Here is a 24,133-nt window from a genome sequence, read left to right as displayed (position 1 = left end):
AATGGCGCGTGCGATTCGGCATTCGATGGTGACGGCCTGGGTCCTGATCGGTGCCGCTCTGGCGACCGCGGTGTGCGCTCTGCTGCTCCCGCTCGCGCCGGTGCACCAGGACGACCCGGTGCTGAGCTGGCCACAGGCCGGGGGGCGGGCGGAGAACACGGTCGTTCCGCTGATGCCCTACCGGCCGTTGGAGCTGACCGCGGAGCTGCCGTGCCGGACCCTCGCCTCGGTCGACGGCGACGTGCTGCGCACGCTGCCCGCGCGACCCGGCCAGGAGCCCGGCCGCGGCCTCGTGGTGCGGGCAAACGATGGCAGGCTGCGGATCAGCTCCTCGTCGACGGTGCTGCTGGACGAGGCGCGGCCCACCTCCGGGGAGTGCGCCTACCAGGTGCGCGCGGACGCGGGCGGAACGAGCGTGCTGCGCGACGGCGTGGTCCTCACGCAGCAGGCCGGGCTGCTGCCGCCGCAGGTTGCCATGTTCGAGACGGCCGGGGTCGGCCATGCGGCGACCGACGGGCTCAAGGTCACGCTGCACACCGACGCGCGCTTCCAGTCCTCACCGACCGCGACCAAGGCGATTCTTCTTGTACTGCAAGGGATTCTGCTTGTCGGTTGCACAGTGCTCGCCGTGCTGCGCTTCGGTGCGAGCCGCGCGGGGAGCCGGTTGCGCCTGTCCCCCGTGGACGCCGTCGTGCCCGCGGTCCTGCTGGGCTGGACCGTGCTCGGGCCGATCAACGAGGACGACGGCTGGTATCTGCGGCACGCGCTGAACTCGGCGAACAGCGGCTTCATCGGCAACTACTACCACTCGTTCAACACCTCGGAAGCCCCGTTCGTGGTGTCGCAGTACCTGCTCGGCGGCTGGGCCTCGATCAGCACTTCGTTGCTGTGGCTGCGGTTGTTCGCCGGGGTGATCGGGATCGGCACGTGGTTCCTGCTGCGGTGGTTCCTCGCGAGCGCGCTCGGCGACCGGCGGGTGTTCCGGGCCGTTCCGTGGTCGCTGGCGTTGGCGTTCCTGGCGTGGTGGCTGCCGTTCACACCCACGCTGCGCCCAGAACCCGTTGCGGCACTGGGGGTTGCCGCGACGCTGGCGCTGTGCGAGTACGCACGCCGCCGCGAGTGGCCGGGTCTGATCGCACCCGCGGTCGGCATCGCCGCGCTCACCACGCTGACCACCGTCGCCGGACTCGTGGCGTGGGGCGCGGTCCTCGTGCAGCTGCCGTGGTTGTGGCGGTGGCTGCGAACGCAGGCCGTGCGGAACCGTTTCGCTTACGTGGGCGCGGTTCTGGCCTCCGGGACGACCGCGTTCACCGCGGTGTTCGCCGACGCGAAGTTCACCGACGTCGTCGAGGCGACGCGCGTGCACTACCACTACTGGATCTCGATGCACTGGTACGAGGAGTGGTTCCGCTACGTAAAGCTCCTCGGCTTCGACCACCACGGCAACTGGGCGAAGCGCGCCGCGGTGCTGCTCACGTTGGCCGCCTTGGTGTTCGCCGCGTTCCGGCTCCGGCGGCGCGGCCGGCTCGACAGCACGATCGTGCGGCTGGCCGTTGTCGTCGTCGTCGGGCTGATCGCGCTCACGCTGTCGCCGACCAAGTGGTCGCACCACTTCCTGGCCATCGCCCCGCCCGCCATCGCGCTGCTCGGCCTGAGCGCGTTCGGCATCCCCGCGCCGCGCGGGTCCCGCGCCCTGGTGCCCGGACTGGTCACGGCCGCGCTGACCGCGGTGACCGCAGTGGTGATCTTCGCCGGGCCGAACCTCTGGTACGGCTTCTCCGACTGGGGCCAGCCGTTCGGTGATCACAGCTCGACGATCCCGACGTTGGCGTTGACGCCGGAGCAGACCGCCGACCTCATGGCCAGGTCGGCGGCGATGCGCCCGCCGCTGGACAGTCCGCTGCTGTGGGGTGCGGTGCTCGCAGCGTGCCTGCTGGTGGCACCGCGCGGCCGGAACGGCGGATGGGCGACGACCGGTTCCGCGCGGCTGCTGGTGACCGTGCAGGCGGCGGCCGTGGTGTTGCTGATCGCGGTGTTCACGATCGCTCCACTGAGGACTCCGGGCTGGTCGGTGGCCGGGAGCGTGCTGCGCGATGACTGCGGCCTCGCCGACGGGGTGCGGCTGTCCGGCGGCGAGGAGCTGATGGACGTGGTGCGCTCCCGGCCGGCCTCCATCGACTGGGAGTTCGGCCTGGTCCACCCGTGCGCGCCCACCCTGGCGATCGCCGATGGCCTGAGCACCGCGCCGGAGCTCCGCGTCCTGCCCGCGGGCCGGGGCCTGTTGGCGGGGGTCGTGCAGGGAGGGGAGTTCCTGGGCGGCACCCTGGGCTACCTCAGCCAGGTCGTCACCCGTGTAGAGCCGGTGCCGACGATCGGCCCGCCGAACGACGGAAGCGTCCCGACCTGGGGCGAGGTGCAGCGGGTGCACTACGCGCATCCGGTCGGCAAGTACACGCTGACGCGCACTTCGCGGGTGGTGAGTGGTCTGGAGGCCGCGCCGACGCTGGCGCAGACCGCATACGCGGGCATCCCGCAGGACTTCCTGCGCACCGTCCAGACCGGCGATGCGGGACGGGCCGCGGGCCAGCCCCGTTAACCACAATTCTCGACACTAAACATTGACTTCCTTCTTTACCGATTAAGGTTGTGACGGTTAGACATCTTCACTACAACTGGAAACAACGGCCCATCCGGGGTTACATGATTGCGGACCGCTGAGACCGTGATCGGGGATTCCCCATGCAGCAGCGCTTTACCGCGTGGATTTTGCTTGCCTCCGCGCTTGTCACCGCAGCAATGGCGCTGTCGCTCCCACTGGCTCCCGTCACCGTTGACCAGCCAGTCGTAACCTGGCCGAAACAGGGTGAGCGGGTCAGCAACACCGTCGTCCCGCTGCTGCCCTACCGGCCGCTCAGGTTCACCGCCGAGGTGCCCTGTTCGGCGATCTCGGCGGTGAACTCGCGGGGCGGTGAGGTGCTGCGCACGCTGCCTCCCGCGCGCGACGCCGCGCAGCAGGAACACGGCCTGATCATGCGCGTGGTGAACGGAATCGTGCAGGTCAGGGTATCCGGGAAGTCGATCATCGAGGAGCGGCTGCCCCGCGCGGACTGCTCCTACCGGGTGCACGCGGACGCGGGCGGGGTCGACGTGTGGCGCGACGGCATGCAGCTGGTCAGGCACGCGGGGGTGCTGCCGCCCCAGGTCGCGATGCTGGAGACCGGGGCGGCCGGGCTGGCCGAGTCCGATGGCATGCGGGTCGTGCTCGACACCGACGCGCGATTCCAGTCCGCGCCGACCAAGGCGAAATTCGTTCTGCTGATACTGCATGGATTGCTGTTGGTCGGTTGTGTCACACTCGCCGTTCTTCGCTACCGCGCGAAACGTCCATCCGATGATCGAATTCGATGGCGCCCGGTCGATTTCCTGGTCCCCGGAGTGCTACTCGCGTGGTCGGTGCTCGGGCCGACGAATGACGACGACGGCTGGTACCTGAGACACGCGTTGAACCTGGGCGACGTGGGATATGTGGGCAACTACTACCACTCGTTCAACGCGCCCGAGTCACCGTTCCTGCTCGCCCAGTACCTGCTCGCCGGCTGGACGTCGGTGAGCACGTCGATGCTGTGGGTGCGGCTGTTCCCCGCCGTGCTCGGCATCGGGGTGTGGTTCGCGCTGCGGTGGTTCCTGCACAGCGCGCTGGGCGAGCGCCGCGCCTACCGCGCGCTGCCGTGGCTGCTGGCGCTGGCGTTCCTGGTGTGGTGGCTGCCGTACAACCCGACGCTCCGGCCGGAGCCGGTCACCTGCCTCGGCGTCGCGCTGACGCTGGCGCTGTGCGAGTACGCGCGCCGCCGTGAGTGGGTGGGGCTGATGGCACCCGCCGTGCTGCTGGCCGCGTTCACCACGCTGACCATGGGCGCCGGGCTCGTCGCGTGGGCGCCGGTCGCGCTCCAGGTGCCCTGGCTGTGGCGGTCGGTGCACGGCCGGGAGCGGCTCGCGCTGATCGCGGCCGTGCTCAGCTCCGGAACGGTGGCGTTCACGGTGCTCTTCGCCGACGGCAAGCTGGCCGACCTGCTCGAAGCCACCAAGATCCATTACTACTACTGGATCACCATGGGCTGGACCGAGGAGTGGGGCCGCTACGCCACGCTGCTCGTGCCCACCGGCTCCGGCAACTGGGCCAAGCGCGCCCCGGTGCTGCTGATGATCGTCTGCCTGGTGTTCGTCGCGGTGCGGGCGCGGCGCAGACGGTGGCAGGTCGACGCGGTGATGGTGCGGCTGGCCGGGGTGCTCGGCTTCGGCATGGTGGCGCTGGCGATCATCCCGACCAAGTGGACCCACCACTTCGTCGGCATCGCCGCGCCCGCGATCGTGCTGCTGGCACTGATCACCTTCGCCGGGCCGCTGCCCGCACGTGTGCGCAGGACCGCGCCCGCGGTGGCGGCCGGGCTGTTCATCGCCTTCACCGGCGTGGTGATCTTCAGCGGTCCGAACATGTGGCACAGCTTCGGCAACTGGGGCCAGCCGTTCTCGCTGGCGGGCGATATCGACCCGATGCGAACGCTCGACCCGGACGAGAAGGACATGGTCGAGTCGCTGATGCTGGCCATCGGCCCGGTCAAGGTCAACAACGTGCTGGTCTGGGCGGGCGCGATCGGGCTCAGCTGGTACCTGCTGCGGCGGCGCAGACGTTGGGCCGACACCGGCTCGGCGCGGGTGCTGCTCGGCACCCAGGCGCTCGTGGTCGGCCTGCTGCTGGTGCTGTTCGTGATCGCGCCGCTGCGCCAGCTGCCCGGCTGGTCGCTGGCCAGCGGCACGCTGCGCAACGGCTGCGGGATCGCCGACAGCGTGCGCGTGCACGACGGCCGCACGCTCACCGAGCACCTCGCCGGGCGCGTGACGTACGTGGACTGGAGCATCGGCATCGGCTACCCGTGCGTCCCGGTCCCGCCGGTCAAGGACGGCATGGTGACGCCGCCGGAGTTCCGGGTGCTCGCCGCGGAGAAGTTCACGATGGGCGGGCTGGTCTCGGTCTACGAGGGCATCGGCGGCACCCACGGCTTCCTCGGACGGGTGGCGGAGATGGTCAAGGTGCCCGCAGATGCACCCAATGGAGTGGAATCTCCGTGGGGCGGCCTGGAGCGGGTGAAGTACCTGCACGAGCCCGGCCGCTACACCGTGACCATGACCCAGCGCGTGGAGCACGGCCTCCAGGCCCCGCCCACGATCGCGCGGCTCGACTACGCCGGGGTGCCCTCCGGCTACATCAAGCAGGCCATCGACCCGTCACGGCTGCCCACCGACGTCGACGACGACCGCTACGACACCCTCGGCCTCCGCTGACGCCCGCACCTCCACGAAACGGGAGATCCCTAGCTGGGCTTGAAGACGATGAGGCGGAGCATCACGAAGTTGATCGCGGTCGCGACGGCCTGGGCGATCACCCACGCGATGGTGATCTTGAAGATCGAGGCCGGGAGCAGGGCCAGGAACAGGGCGTTCACGCCTATGTTGACGAAGAACGTCACTCCGTAGAGCAGGATGAAGCCGCCCAGGCGACCCGCTCCGCTCGGCGCGGCCTGGAACGTGAAGCGCTTGTTCAGGAAGTACGCGGTGGTCGTGCCGAACACGAAGCCGAGCGCCTTGGCCAGGTGGACCCACACGCCGAGCGCCAGGATCAACTGGTAGCTGCCGTAGTCCACCAGCGCGGAGAAGCCGCCGACCAGCACGAACCGGGTGAGCTGGGCGGCGAGGCCGAGCTTGGGTGCCTCTCCCGAGGTCTGCTCCGCCGTTTCGGAGGTGGTCACAACGTCCGCCTTACTCGTTACACCGAACTGCCCTGGCAGGGTGCGCCCGAGCGGCGGACGCCCCGGAAGTACGCTACCGCGTGACCTGACCGCCTGAACGAATGGGCGTTTTCGCATGCCACGACGCCTTACGGGCCAACACGCAGTCACCGCGTGGGTGTTGGTCGGCGCAGCTGTGATCACCGCAGTGCTGGCAATCCTCCTCCCCTTCGCGCCTGTCCGCGTGCAGCAGCCGATCCTGAGCTGGCCGGAAGCGGGCGCGCAGCCGCGATCGACCGTGGTGCCGCTCGTGCCGTACCGGCCGTTGGAGATGACGGCGGAACTGCCCGGCAGAACCATGGACGCGCTGGACCGCAGTCGGTTCACGGCGGGCGGCAAATGGGCCGACGTGCTCACCACGTTGCCGGAGGACGAGAACCAGCCGGTGAGCCGTGGCCTGCGGGTGCAGACACGCGCCGGTGAGGTGCGGATCTCCGCCTCGGAGCAGGTGCTGCTGACGGAGCGCCGCCCCGCGGGAACGAAGAACTACCGCGTGATCGCGACGCCGAAGGGCGTGTCGGTGCTGCGCGACGGCAAGGTGGTCGCCGACCGCCAAGGGCTGTTGCCGCCCCAGGTCGCCATGTTGGAGACGGCCGCGGAGAACCTCCCCGAGGCGAACGGGCTCTCCGCGAAGCTGAACACCGACGCGCGCTTCCAGTCCTCGCCCGCGACGCTGAAATGGGTGCTGCTCGCGCTGTACGCGCTGTGCCTGCTCGGCTGCCTGTGGCTGTGCGTGAGCCGTTACCGCTACTCCGAGCGCGCACGGCGGGAACCGGACGAGCCGCGGTTCAAGCTCGGTCTCGTCGACATCGCCGTGCCCGCGATCCTGGTGCTGTGGGCGGTCATCGGGCCGTTCAACGACGACGACGGGTGGTACCTGCGGCACGCGCTGAACCTGCCGAACGCGGGGTACGTCGGCAACTACTACCACTCGTTCAACGCGCCGGAAGCGCCGTTCATGTTCAGCCAGTACCTGCTCGGTGCGTGGGGGCTGATCAGCAAGTCCACCCTGTGGATGCGGATGTTCCCGACGGTCATCGGGATCGCGGTGTGGTTCGTGCTGCGGCGCTACCTGCACGCGACGCTGGGCGGCAGGCGCGCGGCGCGCGGTCCATATCGGATGCTGCCGTACCTGCTGGCGCTGGCGTTCCTCGTGTGGTGGATGCCGTTCGAGCTCACGCTGCGGCCGGAACCCGTTGTGTGCCTTGGTGTCGCGGTGAACCTCGCGCTCTCGGAGTACGCCCGCCGCCGCGAGTGGCCCGGGTTGTACGCGGTCGTGGTCGCGATCGCCTCGCTGACCACGCTGACCACCGCGACCGGCATCGTCGCGTGGGGACCGCTGCTGCTTCACGCGCCGTACCTGGTGCGCTACACCAGGAGTTGGGTCGGCAAGGAGCGCCTCGCCTACCTCGGCATGCTGCTGGTGTCCGGAACCGCCGCGTTCCCCGCGATCTTCTGGGACATGACGCTCAGCGATCTGGTCGAGACGACCCGGATCCACTCCTGGTACTGGTTCGTCACGCCGTGGTACCAGGAGATCGAGCGCTACAACGCGTTGCTGCACCCGGGAACCCTTGGCAACTGGGCCAAGCGCGGCGCAGTGCTGCTGACCGTGGTGGCGCTGGTGTTCGTGGTGATCCGCCTGGCGACGCGGCGGGACCGCAACGGGCCGCTGGACCGGCTGGTCGTGGGCAGCGCGGCCATGTCCGGGATCGGCCTGGCGGCGCTGGCCATCTCGCCGACCAAGTGGGTGCACCACTTCGGCGGCATGGCGGTGCCCGCGATCCTGTTGCTGGCGCTGACCGCTTTCGCCAGCCCGATCCCGGCGCGGGTGCGGCGCACGGCGCCCGGCCTGCTCGCGGGCGGGGTCGCGGCCTTCGCCACGGTGGTGATCTTCAGCGGGACGAACTCCTGGCACGCCTTCTCGGACTGGGGCCAGCCCTTCGGCGACCACACCGCGATGGTCGACCCCGCCGCGGTGGCCAAGGACCCGAACGCCTTGAGCGGCAAGCAGATCCTCGAAGGACAGATCCCGCACATCGGTCCGCTGAAGTTCAGCAACATGGTGCTGTGGCTGGCGGTCATCGGCCTGTGCTGGTGGCTCGCGCGGCGGGCGATGGGCGGCGGCGGGCGGAGGTGGTCCGCGCTGGGCACCGCGCGGTTGTTCACGGTCGTGCAGACCTCGCTGGTGGTGTTGATGCTGACGGTCTTCGTGATCGCGCCGTTCAACCAGAGCCCGCAGTGGTCACCCGCGAAGGGCAACCTGAAGAGCATCACCGGCGGTTCCTGCGGGCTCGCCGACGATCTGCTCGTACCGCTGGACAAACTGACCCCGGTGCTGCGCGGACCGGACCGGCCCGCGGTGCGCGGCAACTCCGGTGAGATCCGGCTGCGCGAACTGCTCCGCGACCAGCCGACGTTCGTGGACTGGCCGATCGGGCTCGCCTACCCGTGCGTTCCGGTGCTGCCGGTGAAGGACGGCATGACCACTCCGGCCGAGTACCGCCTGGTCGCCTCCGACCAGCTCGGCGGGACCAGGACGGTGACGCTGAACGAGCGGGTCGGCGGGACGCAGGCGTTCATCAGCAGGGTCGCCACAATCGAGCGGGTTCCCGTGCGCGTGGTGCCGACGACGACGCCACGTGCGCCATGGGGGCACCTGGAGCGGGTCGTGTACCGTCATCCACCGGGCCGCTACACGGTTTCGCGCACCGAACGCGTCGAATGGGGCCTGGTCTCCTGGCCGAGGCTGGCCCAGTTCGACTACGTGGGCGCCCGCGACGGCTGGCTCAACGAGTAGCGCATCCACGGAGATTTGCACCTATGCCTGAGAAACTCGGCAGACTGACCGGATGGGGCCGCACCGCCCCGACCACCGCGAGGATTCTGGAGCGCGCCGATCGTGCCGAGCTGGCCGATGTCGTGCGCGCGGCCGACGGCCGGGGTGTGATCCCCCGCGGACTCGGCCGCAGCTACGGCGACGCCTCGCAGAACGCCGGTGGCCTGGTCCTGGACATGACCGCGTTCGACCAGATCCACCACGTGGACACGGAGACGGGCATCGTCACCGTGGACGCCGGGGTGAGCCTGGACAAGCTGATGCGGCAGATGCTGCCGCACGGCCTGTGGATCCCGGTGCTGCCGGGCACCCGCCAGGTCACCATCGGCGGGGCCATCGCCGCGGACATCCACGGCAAGAACCACCACGTGGAGGGCAGTTTCTGCAACCATGTGCTGGCGATCGAGCTGCTGACCGCGGACGGCGAGATCCGGACGGTGACCCCGGACGGCCCCGGTTCGGAGCTGTTCTGGGCGACCGCGGGCGGCATGGGCCTGACCGGCGTGGTGCTGCGGGCCACGGTGCAGCTGAAGTCGGTGGAGTCGGCGTACTTCCTCGTCGACACCGAGCGCACCAGGGACCTGGACGACCTGATGTCCAGGCTGATGGACAACGACGACCAGTACACCTACTCGGTCGCCTGGTTCGACGCCGCGTCCACCGGCGCGAAGATGGGCCGCGCGGTGCTCACCCGCGGCTGGTCGGCCAAGCTCGACGACCTGCCAGCCAAGCTGCGCAACGACCCGCTGAAGTTCAACGCGCCGCAGCTGGCGACCGTGCCGCCGGTGTTCCCGAGCGGCCTGCTGAACAAGCTGACCGTGAGCGCCTTCAACGAGGTCTGGTACCGCAAGGCGCCCAAGGAGCGGCGCGGCGAGGTGCAGAACATCACCCAGTTCTTCCACCCGCTGGACATCGTCGGCGAGTGGAACCGGGTCTACGGGCCGCGCGGGTTCCTCCAGTACCAGTACGCGGTGCCCTACGGCGCCGAGGACACGGTGCGCAAGTCCATGGAGATCATCTCCTCCGGCGGCGCGGTGTCGTTCCTCAACGTGCTCAAGCGTTTCGGCGCGGCCAACGGCGGTCCGCTGTCCTTCCCGATGCCGGGCTGGACCCTCGCGGTGGACATCCCGATCACCGACGACCTGGGGCCGCTGCTGGACAAGCTCGACCAGCTGGTGCTGGAGGCGGGCGGCAGGCTGTACCTGGCCAAGGACTCCAGGCTGACCGCGGACGCGTTCCGCTCGATGTACCCGCGCCTCGCCGAGTGGCAGAAGGTCCGGGACGCGGTCGACCCGCGTGGTGTGTTCAACTCCGACCTCTCCAGAAGGCTGATGCTGTGATCGACGCCGTTGGCAATCCCCAGTCCCTGCTGCTGCTCGGGGGCACCTCCGAGATCGGTCTGGCGATCGTGGACCGCTTCGCCGGCCAGCGTCCGCTGCGCGTCGTGCTCGCCGCACGCCCGTCCGAGCGGCTGGACGAGGCCGCGGAACGCTTGCGCGCCAAGGGTTGCACGGTCAGCACGCTGGCCTTCGACGCCCGCAGGCCGGAAACCCACGAGGAGGTCGTCGGCAAGGCGTTCTCCGACGGCGACATCGACGTGACCGTGGTGGCCTTCGGCGTGCTCGGTGAGGCCGAGCGCGCGTGGCAGGACGTCGAGCACGCGCGCGAGCTGGCCGAGGTCAACTTCGTCGCGCCGGTGACCGTCGGCGTCGCGTTGGCCAACCGCCTGCGCCAGCAGGGGCACGGCGCCGTGGTCGCGCTGTCCTCGGTGGCCGGGGAGCGGGTGCGCAGGTCGAACTTCGTCTACGGCTCCACCAAGGCGGGCATCGACGGCTTCTACCTGGGCCTCGGCGAGGCGCTGAAGCCGCACGGCGTCCAGGTGACCGTGGTCCGCCCCGGTTTCGTGCACACCAAGATGACCAAGGGCATGAAGGCCGCCCCGCTGGCCGCCCAGCCGGAGCAGGTCGCCGAGATCGCCGTCACCGCGGTGCGGCGGCGCCAGGACCTGGTGTGGGCGCCGGGCGCGTGGCGGTTCGTGATGTCGGTGCTGCGGCACATCCCCAGGGCGATCTTCCGCAAGCTGCCCATCTGATCCTGGGCCGTTCGGCGGCCTCCCAAGATCGCAGAAGGCGCACCCGGCTGGACCGGGTGCGCTTTTTCGCTGGTCGGGAGGTCTGGACCTGAGCAATATCATCGTTATTGTGACCGGCTCCCCCGCCTCCGCTCCGTCAACTCCCCCTCGAACCAGCGATCCCTCCGTTAGTTGCCGTCCAGCCGCGTGAGCTGGGCTTTGTTACCGAGTGTCAACTTGGTTACGGTCGGTAACACCATTGGCTTGTCCTACGAATGAGGGATCGTGCGCCTTCGCCTGTTCTCCGCCGCCACGGCAGCCGTGGTCGCCGCCAGCGCGGTCGTGCCCGGCGTCGCCGGTGCCGACGAGGTCCCGATCCTGCCCGCCGGTTTCGTCTTCACCGACCAGCGCAGCGGCCAGGAGCCCTTCGAGCTGACCGACTTCGCCCACCTCCCCGACGGCAGCGTGCTGACCACCGGGAAGAAGGGCACCGTGGCGTGGGTCCCGGCCGCCGGGGAACCGCGCACCATCGCCACCCTGCCGACCCGGTCCAACGGCGACCTCGGCCTGACCGGGCTCGCGCTGGCCAACGACTTCGCCACCACCCGGCAGCTCTACCTGACGCGCGCCGTCAACGTCGGTGTCGGCAAGGAACTGCGGATGAGCCGGTGGACGCTGGCGCTCAACGCGCAGCAGCAGCCGTCCGGGCTCGCCGACGAGGTGCCGCTGCTGCAGATCGTGGGCAACACCGACATCCACGGCATCACCGGCCTCGCGGTCGGCCCGGACGACTCGATCTGGGTCTCGGTCGGCGACAGCGCGGGCGTGCGCTACTCCGAGGGCGCGACCCCGGACAACGTGGACAAGTTCGCGTTGAAGTCGCTGGAGGTCGACGAGCCCTACGGCAAGCTCTTCCGGCTCAACCCGGACGGCAGCGGAGCGCCGAGCAATCCCTTCTACCAGGCCGACAACCCGCGGTCGTGGCGGAGCAAGGTCTACGCGAGCGGGTTCCGCAGCCCGTTCCGGATCTCCCTGGACCCGTCCTCGGGCGCCCCGCTGCTCGCCGACGTCGGGTGGGAGCGGCGCGAGGAGATCAACCTCGTGCAGCCGGGCCAGAACTACAAGTGGCCGTGCTGGGAGGGCGACATCCCCACGCCCGCCTACAGCCTGATTCCCTTGTGCACCACCGTGGTCAACACCTCGCCGCTACTGACCTACCTGCGCAACGAGGGCAACGCGATCACCGGCGGCATCGTGTACTCCGGCACGGCTTATCCCGAGGAGTACCGCGGCGCCTACTTCTACGGCGACTACGCGCAGAAGAAGATCTGGACGCTGCGCTACAACGCCGACGGCACGATGGTGCCCGGCTCGCAGAAGCCGCCCTTCGGCACGCAGATCGGCGGGCCGGTGAAGTTCGGCGCGGCGAGCAACGGCGACATCGTGATGGCCGACATCTACTCCGGCCAGCTGCGCAGGCTCAGCTACTCCTCGGCCAACCACGCGCCGATCGCGAAGGCCACCTCCACGACCGCCGCGTCCACCCGCACGGTCACCTTCAACGCGAGCAAGTCCTACGACTTCGACGGCGACGCGTTGACCTACAAGTGGGACTTCGGCGACGGCAGCACGGGCGAGGGCGTCGAAGCCACGCACAAGTACACGACCAGCCAGAACGTGCTGACCGCGAAGCTCACCGTGACGGATGCGCTCGGCAAGTCCGGCACGGCGCAGCTGACCGTGGCGCCCTCGAACAACGCGCCGAAGATCACGCTGACCAAGCCGCAGGCGAACAAGGTCTTCGCGGTCAACGAGCAGGTCCAGCTGAACGCGACCGCCACCGACGTCGAGGACGGCGCGCTCGCCGTGACCTGGAGCAGCGACCTCGTGCACTGCCCGACCAACGCCGCGTGCCACTCGCACCCGGACGTGGGCGGCACCGGCCCGAGCTTCGGCATGCCGTTCACCGACCACCCCGAGTCGCGGGTGGACATCAGCGTGAAGGCGACCGACCGCTACGGCGTGACCACCACGGAGTCCTACTCGGCGATGCCGTGGCAGCAGCGGCTCACCGTGGCCAGCAACATCCCCGCGGGCGTGCGCATCGGCTCCAACGGCGCGACCACCACGGCGCTGATGACCGTGGGCTCGGAGGTCGGCATCGAGGCCGCAGTGCAGGCTTCGGACGGCGTGGCGACATTCGCGAAATGGACCGACGGCTCCACCGCGCGCACCCGCAACGTGATCATGGGGCAGTCCGACGTCACCGTGACCGCGGACTACGTGACGCCGATCGACAAGCGCTACGACGGTGACGAAGCGCTGCGCGCGCAGTTCGGGGCGCCGCTCGCACCGGAGGTCTCCGAGGGCGGTCTGCGCTACCGCGAATACGAACGCGGACGCCTCTACTGGACGCCCGCGACCGGGGTGAAGGCCGTCCACGGCGCGATCCTGGGCACCTACGTCAACAACGGCGGGCACTCCAGGCTCGGCGCACCGACCACGGACGAGCTGCCGACGCCGGACGGAACCGGCCGCTTCAACCACTTCGCGGGCACCCCGTACAGCGGCTACGCCTCCGTCTACTGGACCCCGCAGATCGGCGCCGTGGCGATCTGGGGCGACATCCGGGGCGCGTGGGCCCGCACGGGTTGGGAGGCCGGACCTCTCGGCTACCCGATCACCAGTGAGACCGGAACGCCGGACGGGGTCGGGCGGTTCAACCACTTCAGCAAGAACGGCTCGGTGTACTGGACCCCGTCCACCGGCGCGCAGGCGATCTACGGCGACATCCGGCGGACCTGGCAGCGCACCGGATGGGAGGCCGGACCTCTCGGCTACCCGACGACGGACGAGCTGGGCACGCCGGACGGGAAGGGCCGCTACAACCACTTCAGCAAGGGCGGTTCGATCTTCTGGACCGGTTCCACCGGCGCGCACGAGGTCCACGGTGCGATCAAGGCGCGCTGGGTCGCGCTGGGCTGGGAACGGTCCTACCTCGGCTACCCGACCTCCGGGGAGCAGGAGGTGCCCGGTGGGCGGCGCAGCCTGTTCCAGAACGGAAAGATCTTCTGGGAACGGGCGACCGGGAAGGTGACCGACTCCCGCTGACGAAGACCCTCTGAATGTCCCTTGTGGACAGATGGCGGCGACGGTGTGCAGGGCGCCGTCGCCGCCGTCTTTTCCCCGGTTCGCACCTATCCCAAGAAGATCATTTGGTCGTACCGTGCGGGGATGCATCCAGGGCTTGAGATCGCGAAGACCATCGCGCGCGTCGGCGGCCACGTCCTTCGCGAGCGGGTCACCACCGCGCGCGCGACCGGCGTGGCGGACATCCCCGTCTCCGGCAAGGAGATCACCACGGAATGGCTGACCACGGTGCTCTGCGCCGAGCACCCCGGTGCGAGCGTCACAGCGTTCCGCACCGAGGACGTGAGCAGCGGGACATCGACCCGCTGGCGGATCACCGTGACCTACAACGAGATCGGCCGGGCTACGGACCTGCCCGAAGTGTTCTTCGTGAAGACCACCCGGGGGTTCAAACAGCGCCTCACGCTGAGCCTCGCCCACGTGCTGGACGGCGAACCAAACTTCTTCAAGCACCTCAGGCCGCAGCTGGGCATCGAGGCCGCCCGCGGGTTCCACGGCGCGGCCGATCTGGCGTCGGGGCGCTCCATCTCGCTGATGGAGGACATCACCGCCACCAAGGGCGCGACCTTCTGCACGCCCAAGACACCGATCTCCCGCGCGGAGATCGAGGAACTGCTCGCCACCATGGCGCACTGGCACGCGCGGTACTGGGACTCCGACGAGCTGAGCGGCCACGCCTGGCTGAAGCCGCCGAGCGGGCACTTCCACAACCTGGACAAGCTCATCGGCTTCGCCAAGCGCGCCGAGGTCGGGGCGCAGCGGGCCCGCTCCGTCATCCCCGACTCGCTGATCTCCTTGCAGGACAAGCTCTATCGCGGTCTCGAACGATCACTGGAGATCGCCAGCGAGGGCCCGCTGACCCTGCTGCACGGCGACTCGCACATCGGCAACACCTACCGCACGGCGGAAGGCCGGATGGGCTTCACCGACTGGCAGATCGTGATGCGCGGCAGCTGGGCCTACGACTTCGCCTACACCGTCAACTCGGGGCTGGACATCGAGGACCGCCGGGCGTGGGGCCGGGAGCTGCTGGAGTTCTACCTGGACCGCCTCAGCGCCGCCGGAGCCGCGGCCCCGGACCCCGACGCGGCCTGGCTGGCCTACCGCCAGCAGGCGTTCTTCCCGTACTTCGTCTGGCTGGCGACCATCGGCCACAGCGCGATCCAGCCGAAGTACCAGCCCGACGAGGTCAGCCGCGGCATCATCGAGCGCGCCGCGACCGCGCTGGTGGACCTGGACGGGCTCGCCGCGCTGGAAGAGTAGCCCCGGAGACGGCGGAACCGCCGCCCCGGAGACCGGGAGCGGCGGTTCGGCGCGTGCGGGTCTAGAGGTAGTAGGCGATGCCCAGGAAGGCGACCCAGGCGAGGCCGAGGACCTGGAGCCAGCGGTCCTTGAGCACAATCTCCTCGGGCTCACCGCCGTTGCCGCTGTCCACGTCCACCGCGTAGCGCAGGATCGCGACCACGAACGGCACCATGGAGACCACGGACCAGGTCGACTTGACGGTCTCGTTGAGCTCGAACGCCCACAGGCCGTAGGTCATGATCACCATGGCCGCGGCGATGGCCCAGACGAAGCGCAGGTAGCTGGCGGTGTAGCTCTCCAGCGACTTGCGGATCTTGGCGCCGGTGCGCTCCGCCAGCCGGATCTCGGCGTAGCGCTTGCCCGCCACCATGAACAGCGAACCGAACGCGGTGACCAGCAGGAACCACTGGGAGAGCGGGACACCCGTCGCGGCACCACCGGCGATGGCGCGCATCAGGAAGCCCGAGGCCACGATGCACATGTCGATCACCGGCTGGTGCTTCAGGCCGAAGCAGTAGGCCAGCTGCACGACCTCGTAGACCCCGATGACGATGACCAGGTCCCAGCTCGCCAGCGTGGACACGCCCAGCGCGCCGAACAGCAGCACCACGGCGGCGCTGAACGCCAGCGGCACCGGGACGATGCCCGCGGCGATCGGCCGGTTCCGCTTGGTCGGGTGCGCGCGGTCGGCCTCGACGTCCTTGCTGTCGTTGACCAGGTAGATCGCCGACGCCGCGAGCGAGAACGCCACGAAGGCGATCAGCGCGTCGACCAGCACGTTGACGTTGGCGACCTGGCCCGCGGCGAACGGCGCGGCGAGCACCAGGACGTTCTTGATCCACTGGCGCGGCCGGGCGGCCTTGATCAGGCCCTTGGCGGTGCGCACCAGGCTGGGCTTGTTCTCGCCTGGGTCCACGGTGGTGGCCTCGGGGGCGGACGTGGTCATGAGGGTCACTCCGAACGTTCGGATTTGCGCAGCCAGCGGCTGACGCCGGCGCCGATCGTGGCGCCCAGTACGGACCCGGCCAGCACGTCGGTCGGGTAGTGCACACCCAGCACGAGGCGGCTGACCAGCATCGGCGGCACCAGCAGCGGGGTGAGCCGCTTGCCGGTGAGCCCGCCGTAGATCACCGCGGCCGCCGCGGTCGAGGTGGCGTGCGAGGACGGGAAGCTGAGCTTGCTCGGCGTCCCGACCAGGATCTCCACGTCCGGGCTGTCCGGGCGGGGCCGCCGCACCACGCGCTTGACCGCGATCGACGCGCCGTGCGCCGCGGCCACCCCGGCCGCGCCGACCAGCCACTGCTTGCGGCGCTTGCGGTCGACCACCGCGCCGAGCGCGCCGATGGCCAGCCAGCCCGCGGCGTGCTCGCCGAAGAACGACATCGCCCGCGCCGCCTTCACCACCGGGGGCTTGGCGATCCGGCGCTGCACCTCGGAGAGCGCGGCGGTTTCCTGCGTAGACATGTTTCTCCAGCTTTCACGTGTGTGAGACGCATCGACCCGGGGCCGCGCGCTGTTATGACGCGCGGTCCCGGGCCGGTGTTGCGTCAGGAGCCGAACAGCTGCTTCCACGCGTCCCGGCTGGACAGCTGCGGCAGCGCCTGGCGGTACTCCCGCTGCACCCGCGGCCATTCCTTGGCCAGCCGCTTGTGGTTGTTCAGCGCGCGCGCCATCAGCTGCTTGAACAGCTTCGGGTCGCGGCGGCGGAACGCGACCCCGCTGCCGTCGGCGTTGGAGACCGTCGCGCTGTCCAGCGCGCCGAGCAGGAACCAGCGTCCGGCCTGCGCCGAAACGTTGATCTGCGGGCGGTCGATGGCCTCGCGGTCGGGCTCCTTCAGGTGGTGCGCCAGGGAGAGCGCGGCGCGGGCCGCGATGACCACCGGGTTCACCGGCGGCTTGAGCAGGCGCTCAGCCTTCACCGGGTCGAACGTCGGCGGCGGGAACTCCCTGGCCGAGGGCAGGATGTGCGCGTCGGTGTACTGGTTGCGGATGTCGAGGATCTCCCGGCGCTTGGTGCCGAGGGTCTCGAACAGCTTCCCGGGACCGTCCAGGAAGTCCTCGATCGCCTTCTGGTGCAGGGCGACCGTGGAGTACTCCATCGAGAACAGGTGCCGCAGCGAGAGCTTCAGCCCCTGCTTGAGCAGCGGGCCGCGCACGTCGTACGGGCTGTGCAGCGCGGCCATGATCAGCCGGTTCCGCACGTGGAAGTACGCCGTCCAGTCGGTGGCGTCGTCCTTGTCCGTCCACGGCATGTGCCAGACCGCGGCACCGGGCAGCGACACGGTCGGGAACCCGTGGGCCCCGGCGCGCAGCGCGTACTCGGTGTCGTCCCACTTGATGAACAGCGGGAGCGGCAGGCCGATCTCGTCGATCACCTGGCGCGGGAACAGGCACATCCACCAGCCGTTGTAGGTGCCGTGGATCCGCAGGTGCAGTTCCTCGGTCTCCCGCAGCGGCTCCTCGCCGAAGTCGTGGTCGGTGACCGCGCCCGGCGCCTTGCGCCACATGGCCGACTTGAGGTCGACCACCTCGGCGAAGCTGTGCAGCCGCGCCCTGGCCTGGAGGTTGAGCATGTGCCCGCCGACGACCACCGGGCTGGACGCGGCCCGCGCGAAGGCGTTGGCGCGCAGCACGCTGTCCGGCTCCAGCCGGATGTCGTCGTCCAGCAGCAGGATCTGCTCGCAGTCGGTGTTCTCCACGCCCTCGTAGAGCGCGCGGGTGAACCCGCCGGAGCCGCCGAGGTTGGCCTGCTCGATGACCTCGAGCTTGTCGCCGAGCCTGCGGACGGCCTCGGGGTAGCCCGGCTCGTCGCGGACCTTCTTGGCGCCCTGGTCGACCACGAACACCTTGCCGACCACGTCCAGCACGGCCGGGTCCTCACCGAGCGCGTGCAGGGCGATGACCGCGTCCGCCGGGCGGATGGTGCAGATGCCGACGGCGACCTTCTGCTCCGGCAGCTCCTTGTCCGTCGCCCAGACCGCGTCCTTGATCTCCAGCTGCGCGTCCTCGGTGAAGACGTCGAACCAGATCCAGCCGCCGTCCTCGAAGGGCTGGAGCGAGGTGTGGAACTCCAGCACCGTCCAGTTCTTCGCGCCGCGGACGGCCTTGCCCTGCAGGTGCACGATGTCGCCGCTGGGCTTGGAGCGGTAGACGTCCACCCGGCCCGAGCCGCGGACCGTCAGCCGCAGCACGACGTCGCTGACCCACGTCCACCGCTTCCAGTAGCTGGCGGGGAACGCGTTGAAGTACGCGGCGAAGGAGGTCTTCGTCGAGGCCGGGACCGTCACCGAGCGGCGCGAGGTGAAGTGCACCCGGTTCGAGGCGTTCGCCGGCTCGTCCACGTAGAGCGGGCGGACGTCCAACGGGTCCTCGTCGCGCGGGAAGATCACCCGCTGGAGGACGCGGTTGGCCGGGATGTCGCTGTTCCGGCCACCAACGCGGACCGAGCTGACATCGCTCAGCTTGGCGTCCGGCGCGTCGTCACGCCCCTGCGCGGTCGCGGTGCTCTGCTGCTCGGCCACTTCTCTTCAATCCTCCAGCGAACCGTCGAACGCGCGACCCTCGGTGAAGTACGGCGCGATCTTGTTGTCGAACATGCTCATCGCGGATCCGATCGCCATGTGCATGTCGAGGTACTTGTAGGTGCCCAGGCGACCGCCGAAGAGGACCTTGTTGTTCTTGGCCTCGGCCTTGGCCAGCTCGCGGTAGCGCTCCAGCTTGGCGCGGTCCTCGGAGGTGTTGATCGGGTAGTACGGCTCGTCTTCCTTCTCCGCGGCCCGGGAGTACTCGCGGACGATCACCGTCTTGTCCGTCGGGTAGTCCCGCTCCGGGTGGAAGTGCCGGAACTCGTGGATGCGGGTGTACGGGGCGTCCGCGTCGTTGTAGTTCATGACGGCGGTGCCCTGGAAGTCACCGATCGGCAGGACCTCGGGCTCCAGGTCCACGGTGCGCCAGCCCAGCCAGCCCTCGGCGTAGTCGAAGTACCGGTCGAGCGCGCCGGTGTAGACGATCGGCGTGCCCTCGGGGATCTCGTTCCTGATGTCGAAGAAGTCCGTGCTCAGCCGAACCTCGATGTTCGGGTGGTCGGCCATCTTCTCCAGCCACGCGGTGTAGCCGTTGACCGGCAGACCCTCGTAGGTGTCGTTGAAGTACCGGTTGTTGAAGGTGTAGCGGACCGGCAGGCGGCTGATGACGGCGGCGGGCAGTTCCTTGGGGTCGGTCTGCCACTGCTTCGCGGTGTAGTCCCGCACGAACGCCTCGTAGAGGGGGCGCCCGATGAGCGAGATCGCCTTCTCCTCCAGGTTCGTCGCGTCCTTGGAGTCGATCTCGGCGGCCTGCTCGGCCACCCACTTCTTCGCGTCCTCCGGCGACATGTACTTGCCGACGAACTGGGAGATCAGACCCAGGCCCATGGGGAACTGGTACGCCTGCCCCTTGTGCATGGCGAACACGCGGTGCTGGTAGCCGGTGAACTCAGTGAACTGGTTCACGTAGTCCCAGACGCGTTTGTTCGACGTGTGGAAGAGGTGGGCGCCGTAGCGGTGCACCTCGATACCGGTCTCTGGCTCGGCCTCGGAGTACGCGTTGCCTCCGATGTGGTCGCGGCGGTCGATGATCAGCACACGCTTGTCCAGCTGGCTGGCGACGCGCTCGGCAACCGTAAGGCCGAAGAGTCCGGAACCGACGACAATCAGGTCATAGCCTGCGAAGCTCACGGTTGGCCAGGGTACCGACGTCCGGGCGAGGTTCCGAACCGGCCCTGTCAAGGGCTTGATCAGGTGTTATCACTCACCGCGCTCGACCGTTGCGGCCGAGGCCGATGTCAGCGCTCCCGGTACCGGCGAAACTGACCCGTTCGGCCCAACGCACGCGCGCAGCAGTCGATCGCGTCCCTGCCTCCTGAGCAGCCGAGACCCGCGAAAGCGCGCCGGGCGGTAACCGTGCCGACATCCAACCGTCGGGTGATAGGACGATCCGCGCAACCGTATTTGACCAAGCACGCAACGTGACCGTCGCGCGTGTCCCAGATCGCCCCGAGACCTACCTCTCAGCGCCGGGTTCCCCGGTCTTCAAGTACCCCCCACCCCCGCCCCAGCGGTCGTTAACCGCCACTAACCCCGGGGTTAGTGGCGGTTAACGACGGTTCTAGGTGGGGTGCGTTGTACTTGAAGACGGGTCAACCCCGGCTGGGTCAGCGGCGGCGGCGTTGGACGATCGTGAGGGCCAGGGCGGCCAGGAGGCCCACCGCGGCGCCGCCGACGCCGATCCAGAGGCCCGGAGGGGTCCAGGTGAGGCTCAGGCGTCCGGCGGAGACGTCGGCGGGTAGGTCGACGGTGACCAGGCCGCCCGGGCCGTTGCGCACCTCGACCGGCTTGCCATCCACCGTCGCCTTGTAGCCCGGCCAGTTCAGCCGCGCGAACGTCAGCGACAGCGGCCCCTGCGCGGTCCCGCGCTCGAAGGTCACCGACTCCTTGTGCTGGGCGGGCATCGTGTCCTCAAGGACCTTCATGCCCGGTGTCGTGCGGCTGAGCCGGGCAGCGCCCCAGTCCGGCATGTCGCGCTCGCGGCGGAGCACCGTCACGAAGTTGGTCCGCTCCGCGACCGTCCATCCCGGTGGCACGTGCGGGGAGTCGATCAACGCGCGCTGCACCACGATCGTGCGGGCCTTGATCAGATCCGCGAGGGGGACGCCCGCCGGGGTCTGCGCCCACAGGTTGGCGAAGGTGTCGCCGGGGCACTCGCGCACCTTGGCGCCGCCGTAGTCGTTGAGGCACAAGGCTTTGTGGAACGGCTTGAAGCCCATCCCGGAGTACGAGGTCGTGGTGTCCACGCCCGCGACCCGGTAGACGTTGCCGAACAGGAGGTCGCGCCACACCGCGGTGTCGGGCTCCAGGAACTGGCCCTTCCCCCGGTATATCACCGGATCGCGGTCGGCGACCTGGACCATCGTGCCCGGGTAGCGCGACGCGAAGGTCTTCAGCTCCGCGACCGAGCTCGGGAACCCGTACGGCGCGACGTCCCGGTTGATCGGGAACCACACCATCTGGAGCAGCAGCGCCGCGGCCGTGCCGACGTGCAGCACCGCGACCAGGGGCCTGCTGCCGCCGCGCCGGAACGCGATCACCGAGAGCGCGATCAGCACGCCGAGCAGCAGCACCGAGACCACGTGCCACGCGGCGATCTTCGGCCACGAGGAGAACGACAGGTAGGCGGTGAACGCGAGCGCGCCTGCCGTGATCCAGGCACGCCGCCGCACGTGGTCGCGGCGCAGGCCCGCGGACAGCAGCACCGCGAAGAGCACCATCACCGCGAGGTAGAAGTACTCCACCAGCCGCAGCGGCCAGCGGAACATCCAGAAGTTCGACGGCCCGAGCGTGGCGACCAGGTACACGCCGCCGATCACGAGCACGCCGAGCAGCTGCCGCCAGCGCTGCCGCAGCACCGACCAGTCCAGCCACGCCAGCAGCGGCACCACGAACCACGCCAGGTACATCGCGGGGAACGTCATCCGCACCGAGATGGTGGAGAAGGAGTGGATGTCCGGCACGTAGCTCGGCAGGCTCGAACCGAGGTAGTCCTGGAGCGATGGCACGAGCTGCGTGTTGTTGAACAGCTCCTTGCTGTTGCGCCAGCTGACCTTGGAGTTGCCCAGCAGCGGCAGGAACACCAGCAGCGCGGCACCGCCGACCGTGGCGCCCAGCGCGAACAACCGCACGATCACCTTGCGCGCGCGGAACTCGATCATCAGCACGAGCAGCACGAGGCCGACGCCGAGCAGGCCGTAGGGGTTGCCGACGGTCACGCACAGCGCGCCGAACAGGAACGGCCAGATCGTGCCGACGCGACCGCGGGCGAGCTTGCGGGCGGCCCACCAGAAGTGCGGCACCCACGCGAAGGCCATCAGCCCGGCGATCCAGATGCTGGCCTCGAAGTACAGGGTGAAACCGGAGAACGGCAGCGCGACCGCGACGGCCGAGGCCGCCCAGCGGGAGGCGCCGTACTCGCGGGCGAGGAAGTACACGCCGAGCGCGAGGATGACCAGGAACTCGGCCTTCACCACCGCGCCCGCGCTCGCCAGGTCGTCGAAGCTCGCGACGAGCAGGTAGTTGAGCAGGTTGACCGGGTTCCACACGCCGAACATGGCCTCGGCGGTGAGGTTGCCGCCGATCCACGCCTCGGTGTCCAGCAGCAGCGGGAAGTCCCCGGACATCAGCCGCTGGCCGAGCCGGTACCACATGGGCAGGAACTGCGCGGCGCTGTCGTCCCAGTAGTAGAAGACGCGGTTGACCAGCACCGGGATCTGCGCGAGCACGGCGACGAGCACCGCGACACCGACCGGAACTCCGAAGCGCAGCAAGGGTTTCTCGTTCTTACCGTCCACAGTGGACACATTGGGCACAGTGGACGGAGGGGGCACGGTCGTCACCGCGGGTTCTCCTGTGGGGCGGCGGCGAGCGCGCTCGCGGCGGCTGGGCGATCGGTGAGGACGAACTTCGCGACCAGGTAGGTGATCGGGATGGACACGGCCATGGTGATCAGCGGCGCGTGGTCCTCGTGCATGCCGATCACGTCGACGAGCAGGTAGAGGCCCGCGGTCTGCACGATGAAGCTCGTGGCGTTGGACAGCGGGAAGAGCAGGAACTTCCGCAGCGTCGGCCGCACCTTGAAGGTGAAGTAGCAGCTGAGGAAGTACGAGCCCACCATCGCGATCAGGAACGCCGTGATGTGCGCGACCTGGTAGTGCGCCACCTGGCCGAGCAGCAGGTAGAGGCCGTAGTAGACGCCGGTGTTGATCGCGCCGACGACCGCGAACCGGACGATCCGGTCGTATTTGCCGAAGTTCACTTCGCCGTCGATTCCGGGTGGCTGTGCACGTGCTGGAGGAACTCGGCGTGTTCCAGTGCTTCGGTGCCGAGCGCGACGGTGACGGGCGTGTCCCCGCTGGACTCCTTGACCAGGAAGTGCGGGCGCCGCTTGCTCTCGTAGTAGATGCGGCCCAGGTACTCGCCCATCACGCCGAGGAACACCAGTTGCAGGCCGCCGAAGAGGATCACGCCGACCATGACGGTGGTGTAACCCGGGGTGTCGACGCCGCCGATGATCGAGTCGAGGATGACGTAGACCGCGTAGATGAACGCCAGGCCGGTGGTGAGCAGGCCGAGGTAGATGGCCATCCGCAACGGCTTGCTGTTGAACGACACCACACCGTCGATGCCGTAGTTGAGCAGCTTGCCGAAGGTCCACTTGGTCTCGCCGTGCTGGCGCTGGACGTTCTCGTAGGGCACGACCGCGGTGTCGAAGCCGATCCACGAGAACAGGCCCTTGGAGAAGCGGTTGTACTCGCCGAGCGAGAGCAGCGCCTTGACCGCGCGCCGGGACAGCACGCGGAAGTCGCCGACGCCGTCCTTGAGCTCGACGTCCACCATCTTGTTGATCACGCGGTAGTAGAGCCGGGAGGCCAGCGTGCGGACGGGCTTGTCGCCCTTGCGCGTGCGCCGCGCCACCACCTGGTCGTAGCCGTGGCCGAGCAGCTCGACCATCTTCGCCAGCAGCTCCGGCGGGTGCTGGAGGTCGGCGTCCATCAGCGCGACGGCGTCGCCAGTGGCCTGGGAGAGCCCGGCGAGCATCGCGGCTTCCTTGCCGAAGTTGCGGCTGAGCGCGATGAACCGGAACCGGGTGTCCTCGGAGCAGATGCGTCGCAGTTCGCACAGGGTGCCGTCCGAGCTGCCGTCGTCGACCAGCAGCACCTCGAACTCCTCGGCCGCCTCGGCCAGGACCGTGCTGAGCGCCTCGTGGAGTTGCTGAAGTCCGCGCTCCTCGTTGAAGCACGGCACGACTACGGACAGACGCACGGCCACTCCCCCAAACGGCCCAACCAGCCGCTCTGCCAAGCTATCACGCTGGTTACGACGCTTCAGCTGAGCT

At 69.2% G+C, this 24,133-nt stretch carries 15 protein-coding genes; 7 read left to right on the top strand and 8 right to left on the bottom strand.

The genetic code is table 11. The features are described from left to right. The first annotated feature begins 1 nt into the window (after nucleotide 1). Nucleotides 2-2,596 (top strand): arabinosyltransferase domain-containing protein, encoded by a 2,595-nt coding sequence (locus NLX83_RS10530; RefSeq protein WP_254234642.1) that lies wholly within the window; start codon nucleotides 2-4, stop codon nucleotides 2,594-2,596. Between the two features lie 143 nt (nucleotides 2,597-2,739). Further along, nucleotides 2,740-5,340 carry an arabinosyltransferase domain-containing protein gene (locus NLX83_RS10525; protein ID WP_254234641.1) on the top strand — a complete coding sequence of 867 codons (2,601 nt, stop codon included), beginning with the start codon at nucleotides 2,740-2,742 and terminating at the stop codon, nucleotides 5,338-5,340. Nucleotides 5,341-5,369: 29 nt separating this feature from the next. On the opposite strand, the gene NLX83_RS10520 is transcribed toward NLX83_RS10525, so the two are convergent. Further along, the gene (locus NLX83_RS10520) at nucleotides 5,370-5,804 is read right to left on the bottom strand and encodes a GtrA family protein (protein ID WP_254234640.1); all 435 of its coding nucleotides are present in this window, start codon (nucleotides 5,802-5,804) and stop codon (nucleotides 5,370-5,372) included. Nucleotides 5,805-6,027: 223 nt separating this feature from the next. Between NLX83_RS10520 and NLX83_RS10515 the strand changes: the two genes are divergently transcribed. The 5 genes from NLX83_RS10515 to NLX83_RS10495 all read left to right on the top strand — a co-directional run bounded on the left by NLX83_RS10515 (nucleotide 6,028) and on the right by NLX83_RS10495 (nucleotide 15,166). Then, a complete protein-coding gene (locus NLX83_RS10515; protein ID WP_254234639.1) occupies nucleotides 6,028-8,643 on the top strand; it encodes an arabinosyltransferase domain-containing protein in 2,616 nt (871 codons plus the stop codon). Nucleotides 8,644-8,666: 23 nt separating this feature from the next. Beyond that, nucleotides 8,667-10,022: an FAD-binding oxidoreductase gene (locus NLX83_RS10510; protein WP_254234638.1), complete on the top strand. Its 1,356-nt coding sequence runs from the start codon at nucleotides 8,667-8,669 to the stop codon at nucleotides 10,020-10,022. Next, the gene (locus NLX83_RS10505; protein WP_254234637.1) at nucleotides 10,019-10,774 is read left to right on the top strand and encodes a decaprenylphospho-beta-D-erythro-pentofuranosid-2-ulose 2-reductase; all 756 of its coding nucleotides are present in this window, start codon (nucleotides 10,019-10,021) and stop codon (nucleotides 10,772-10,774) included. The genes NLX83_RS10510 and NLX83_RS10505 overlap by 4 nt, the downstream gene beginning before the upstream one ends. Before the next feature lie 264 nt (nucleotides 10,775-11,038). Continuing rightward, nucleotides 11,039-13,864, top strand: a complete 2,826-nt coding sequence (locus tag NLX83_RS10500) for a PQQ-dependent sugar dehydrogenase (protein WP_254234636.1) — start codon at nucleotides 11,039-11,041, stop codon at nucleotides 13,862-13,864. Nucleotides 13,865-13,987: 123 nt separating this feature from the next. Continuing rightward, nucleotides 13,988-15,166, top strand: a complete 1,179-nt coding sequence (locus NLX83_RS10495; RefSeq protein WP_254234635.1) for an aminoglycoside phosphotransferase family protein — start codon at nucleotides 13,988-13,990, stop codon at nucleotides 15,164-15,166. 61 nt (nucleotides 15,167-15,227) lie between these two features. On the opposite strand, the gene NLX83_RS10490 is transcribed toward NLX83_RS10495, so the two are convergent. From NLX83_RS10490 to NLX83_RS10460, 7 genes are all read right to left on the bottom strand, one after another. After that, nucleotides 15,228-16,154: a decaprenyl-phosphate phosphoribosyltransferase gene (locus NLX83_RS10490; protein ID WP_254234634.1), complete on the bottom strand. Its 927-nt coding sequence runs from the start codon at nucleotides 16,152-16,154 to the stop codon at nucleotides 15,228-15,230. 5 nt (nucleotides 16,155-16,159) lie between these two features. After that, nucleotides 16,160-16,672 carry a phosphatase PAP2 family protein gene (locus tag NLX83_RS10485; RefSeq protein WP_030428063.1) on the bottom strand — a complete coding sequence of 171 codons (513 nt, stop codon included), beginning with the start codon at nucleotides 16,670-16,672 and terminating at the stop codon, nucleotides 16,160-16,162. An 83-nt stretch (nucleotides 16,673-16,755) separates the two neighbouring features. Then, complete coding sequence (locus NLX83_RS10480; RefSeq protein ID WP_308209292.1) at nucleotides 16,756-18,729, bottom strand: glycosyltransferase; 1,974 nt, start codon at nucleotides 18,727-18,729, stop codon at nucleotides 16,756-16,758. 6 nt (nucleotides 18,730-18,735) lie between these two features. Then, on the bottom strand, nucleotides 18,736-19,923 hold the full coding sequence (gene glf / locus NLX83_RS10475; RefSeq protein WP_254234633.1) for a UDP-galactopyranose mutase: 1,188 nt from the start codon (nucleotides 19,921-19,923) through the stop codon (nucleotides 18,736-18,738). Between the two features lie 476 nt (nucleotides 19,924-20,399). Then, nucleotides 20,400-22,634, bottom strand: a complete 2,235-nt coding sequence (locus tag NLX83_RS10470; RefSeq protein ID WP_254234632.1) for a hypothetical protein — start codon at nucleotides 22,632-22,634, stop codon at nucleotides 20,400-20,402. Continuing rightward, entirely contained in the window at nucleotides 22,631-23,053 is a 423-nt protein-coding gene (locus NLX83_RS10465; RefSeq protein WP_254234631.1) for a GtrA family protein, read from the bottom strand. The genes NLX83_RS10470 and NLX83_RS10465 overlap by 4 nt, the downstream gene beginning before the upstream one ends. Further along, a complete protein-coding gene (locus tag NLX83_RS10460; protein WP_254234630.1) occupies nucleotides 23,050-24,060 on the bottom strand; it encodes a glycosyltransferase family 2 protein in 1,011 nt (336 codons plus the stop codon). The genes NLX83_RS10465 and NLX83_RS10460 overlap by 4 nt, the downstream gene beginning before the upstream one ends. Nucleotides 24,061-24,133 lie beyond the last annotated feature (73 nt).

Origin of the sequence: Allokutzneria sp. A3M-2-11 16, from assembly GCF_024213555.1 — a bacterium.
Classification (GTDB): domain Bacteria; phylum Actinomycetota; class Actinomycetes; order Mycobacteriales; family Pseudonocardiaceae; genus Allokutzneria.
Note: the sequence above shows the minus strand (reverse complement) of the source record. Positions and strands in the feature narration are given on the sequence as shown.

Excerpts from the sequence above, each read along its gene's own strand:
- NLX83_RS10510 (WP_254234638.1), top strand. The coding sequence starts at position 8,667 with ATGCCTGAGAAACTCGGCAGACTGACCGGATGGGGCCGCACCGCCCCG.
- NLX83_RS10495 (WP_254234635.1), top strand. The coding sequence starts at position 13,988 with ATGCATCCAGGGCTTGAGATCGCGAAGACCATCGCGCGCGTCGGCGGC.
- NLX83_RS10490 (WP_254234634.1), bottom strand. The coding sequence starts at position 16,154 with ATGACCACGTCCGCCCCCGAGGCCACCACCGTGGACCCAGGCGAGAAC.
- NLX83_RS10525 (WP_254234641.1), top strand. The coding sequence starts at position 2,740 with ATGCAGCAGCGCTTTACCGCGTGGATTTTGCTTGCCTCCGCGCTTGTC.
- NLX83_RS10530 (WP_254234642.1), top strand. The coding sequence starts at position 2 with ATGGCGCGTGCGATTCGGCATTCGATGGTGACGGCCTGGGTCCTGATC.
- NLX83_RS10485 (WP_030428063.1), bottom strand. The coding sequence starts at position 16,672 with ATGTCTACGCAGGAAACCGCCGCGCTCTCCGAGGTGCAGCGCCGGATC.